This is a genomic window from Paraburkholderia sp. UYCP14C, from assembly GCF_004197395.1.
Taxonomy (GTDB): domain Bacteria; phylum Pseudomonadota; class Gammaproteobacteria; order Burkholderiales; family Burkholderiaceae; genus Paraburkholderia.
The window spans coordinates 1-3,753 of the sequence record NZ_SELS01000176.1; the positions used below are offsets into that span (position 1 = coordinate 1).

Annotated in this window: 3 protein-coding genes; all 3 read right to left on the minus strand. The window is 58.4% G+C overall.

The features are described 5' to 3' along the window. Positions 1-29: 29 nt before the first annotated feature. From EVC45_RS43845 to EVC45_RS43855, 3 genes are read right to left on the minus strand one after another with little or no spacing between them, the layout of a single operon-like run. Entirely contained in the window at positions 30-974 is a 945-nt protein-coding gene (locus EVC45_RS43845) for an alpha/beta fold hydrolase (protein ID WP_248295525.1), read from the minus strand. 13 nt (positions 975-987) lie between these two features. Then, the gene (locus EVC45_RS47845) at positions 988-2,691 is read right to left on the minus strand and encodes an amino acid ABC transporter permease/ATP-binding protein (RefSeq protein ID WP_129964262.1); all 1,704 of its coding nucleotides are present in this window, start codon (positions 2,689-2,691) and stop codon (positions 988-990) included. 59 nt (positions 2,692-2,750) lie between these two features. After that, entirely contained in the window at positions 2,751-3,602 is an 852-nt protein-coding gene (locus tag EVC45_RS43855) for an ABC transporter substrate-binding protein (RefSeq protein ID WP_248295526.1), read from the minus strand. Between the last annotated feature and the right edge of the window lie 151 nt (positions 3,603-3,753).

Sequence of the window (3,753 nt, forward strand, 5' to 3'; positions counted from 1 at the left end):
TGGCTATGCATGACCTGCCTTCGTCTTGTTTATCCAGAAACCGGGACGATACCACCCACTGAAAATTCAATAGAGGCCATTTTCGAAACCTCATACTCACTATCGTCCGGCGGGAAATACAGATCAGTGCGCCCGGGCATCACAATAGCCTTTGCAGTAATACTGCCCAACGCGCGAGCGAAATCTCCCTTATAAAGCGGGTTCGCGGAAATATCGCCGTACTGCCAGCTCCACATCATTGACAGAATATTATTCGCATCTTTCTTCAAGAAATCGCCCTCCCAAAACTGGGTAATGAAGTCTTCGAGTGATCCATAGCCCATCGCGTCCATGTCAAGCCGTTGACGCAGAAACGCCTGCGAAAATCCCCACCCGGCAAAGACACGCGCAGCTGCGCGCATTCCACGCGTCGGCGGCGCATCGTAGAATCCGTCCTTGAAGTCGGGGTCCAGCAGCAATGGCGCCTTAAGCCCCTCGATAAACACGAAGTTGTGTCGCGAGCACCGCGCCGCACCGCAGAACGGCAGAATGCGCTCGACCATGTCCGGATACATCGCAGCCCAATGAAATGCCTGCATCGCGCCCATCGACCAGCCAGTGACGAGCCTGAGCGACTCGATGCCAAACTTCTCAGTCACAAGGCGATGCTGCATCGCGACGTTGTCGTACAGCGTCACATGCGGGAAGCGACCTCGGTCATAAGGCGGCGGATTGTTGTTCGGTGAACTCGATACGCCGTTGCCAAACATATTCGGGACGATAATGAAGTACTCGCGTGGATCGAGCCCCATGTGCTCGCCGATCAGCCACTCATTGTCGACATGGCTGCCGCTATAAAACGTCGGATACACAATCGCGTTGTCGCGCGCCGCATTCAGCCGGCCGTACGTCTTGTAGCTGAGCCGCATGTCGGGTGGCGTCGCGCCTGACTGCAGCGCGACGCGGCCGAGATCGAAAGTTTCGAAGTCCGTCATTTCAGCCTCATATTCAATTTACGACGACGTTAAGGAATTTTCGGGTGCGCTCGTGCGTCGGGTTGTCGATGACCTGTTGCGGTGTCCCTTGCTCGATCACTTCGCCGCCGTCCATGAAGACGACGCGGTCGGCGACATCGCGTGCAAAGCGGATCTCGTGCGTGACCACGATCATCGTCATGCCGGCATCGGCCAGCCCGCGCATCACGCCAAGCACTTCACCGACGAGTTCGGGATCGAGCGCCGAAGTGGGTTCGTCGAAGAGCATCAACTTGGGCTTGATCGCGAGCGCCCGCGCAATCGCCACGCGTTGCTGCTGTCCGCCCGACAACCGATGCGGCAGAAAATCCGCATGCGCTGCCAGGCCCACGCTTTTCAGCAGCTCGCGGCCGAGCGCTTCAGCTTCGGTGCGCGGCACGTGATAGACCTGCCGCTGCGCTTCGACGATGTTCTCCAGTGCACTCAAATGGCTGAAGAGATTGAAATGCTGGAACACCATGCCCACGTGTGCTTCGGCGCGAGCACGTGCGAGGTTGTGCAGGGGCCGCACCGCGCCGCCGCCCCCTGGCACTTCGCGATAGCCCACATACTGCGAATCGACCTTGATCGTGCCCCAGTCGAGCGGTTCGAGATGGTTGACGAGCTTGAGCAGCGTGCTTTTTCCGGAACCACTCGGGCCCAGGATCACAACCACTTCGCCATGCGCGATCGACAGATCCACGCCGCGCAAAATCTCGCGCTTACCATACGATTTCCAGACGTTCCTGCACGAGACAAACGGTTCATTGCAATGCTGCGGCGTGCGACTATCGGCAGGCAGCAGGGTACCAATCCATGCATGATTGTTTGCGTCCGCCTCCTGGACGGCGACGGGTAAATCAACCGGCGAGCCGACCGGTTTCACATCACACGTCGATGCGCGCAGTCCGAACCACGAGAACGTGATCTTCCGATCGCGCTCGTGATCGAAGAGGCGTTCGAGCCACACCTGTACCAACGAGATTCCGCTCGTCAGGAACAGATAAATCACCGCTGCAGCGCCGAACACGGTAAAGAACTTGAAATTCTGCCCGACGACCTGTTGCGAGCGAAACGTCAGCTCATTGACGAAGATCACCGACGCGATCGACGTGAGCTTCAACATGCCGATGGTGTCATTGGCGAGACCCGGGATCACCGCGCGCATCGATTGCGGCAGGATGATGCGGCGTAACGTCAGCAACGGTCCCATGCCGAGCGCGGCGGCTGCGGTGGATTGCGAACGGTTCACCGACAAGATCCCGGCGCGAAACAGTTCAGCGCTGAACGCCGCTTCGTTCAACGCAAAGCCAACGACCGCGGTCGTGATCTCATCAAAACGCAAGCCGATCAGCGGTAGCGCGTCGAAGATGAACACGAGCTGCAGCAGTTGCGGCGTGCCACGCACGAACCAGATGTAACCCCACGCCGCCGAGTTCAAGGCCTTGAACCGCGACAGCCGCATCAATGCGAGGCCGAGTCCAAGAACCAGCCCGGTCGACATCGCAATCATCGTGACCTTGACCGCGATCCATGCTCCGCCGAGCAGGAACGGCGAGCTGACATAACCGGCCAGCTCCTTGAAACCGTCGAGCACTTGAACCCCCGTGAGACCGGCGGCCATCGCCGGGTGCAACGCGAGCATGGCAAGCATGCCGAGGGTGGCGGTAATTCTGTATTTGATACGCAATGCATTCATTTCCGAACCTGATCCATGACGCTACTGGCATACTGCGCTGTGTGCCGCGCAGGCAACCTTTATTGAGTAAGCAGTGCGGTCGGCGTTTCCAGCGACGGATCGACGTCGTACTGCTGGAAAGTCTTCTTCTGCGTCTGATTGGCCTGCATGATCTTGAGTCCGTCAGATACGGCGGCGATCACATCGGTGTTGCCTTTCTTCACGCCCACGCCGATTTTCATGCCGCTCGTGAGCATGAAGCCGCGCATATAGAGCTGCGGGTTCTGTTTGGCGAGACCATCGACGAGCGCCAGGTCGTACATCATCACATCGGCGCGATGGCTTGCAACGAGGCGCGCGCCTGAGGCGATATCGGCGGATGTCATGATGGTCACCTCAGGCTTGTGTTCCGCTTTGCATTTGGCGCTTTGCGCTTGCGCCATTGTCAGTTCGACGGTGCCGATGCCTGCTGTCACCGTGAGGCCGCAGAGCTTGGAGATGTCATCGATCTTCTTCGGGTTGCCCGCTGCCACCAAACCGCCCGTGCCGGCCTGCATATACGTAACGAAGCTCGTCTCCTTCGCGCGTTCCGGCGTGTAGTACAGCAGGTCCCACATCACATCGATCTGTCCGGCACGCAGCGCGGGCAGCAAGCCTGGCCAGCCGGCCGTGAAGAATTCCGTCTTCACGCCTGCGCAGGCGAACACGGCGCGGGCCATGTCGGCATCGGCGCCGATGATCTTGTTGAAATCCTTGCTGTCACGAAACGCATAGGGCGGCGACTCGGGGTCCACGCCGATCTTGATGGTTTTGCCCGCGAGCGATGGATATTTCTGCGCCACCTTGGACGGTTCGCAAGATTGCGCTGACGCGCCTTGTGCAAGGAGAAGGCCTGTGACTAAGCACAGCAGCAGCTTGATTGTCTTTGACATGGACATGGCAAATCCCATTGAGGTTGAACGATATAAAAGAGGATGAGGCGGTACAGCGACGCGAGAATGAAATGAGCCTCTATTGAATTTTCAGTGGGTGGTATCGTCCCGGTTTCTGGATAAACAAGACGAAGGCAGGTCATGCATAGCC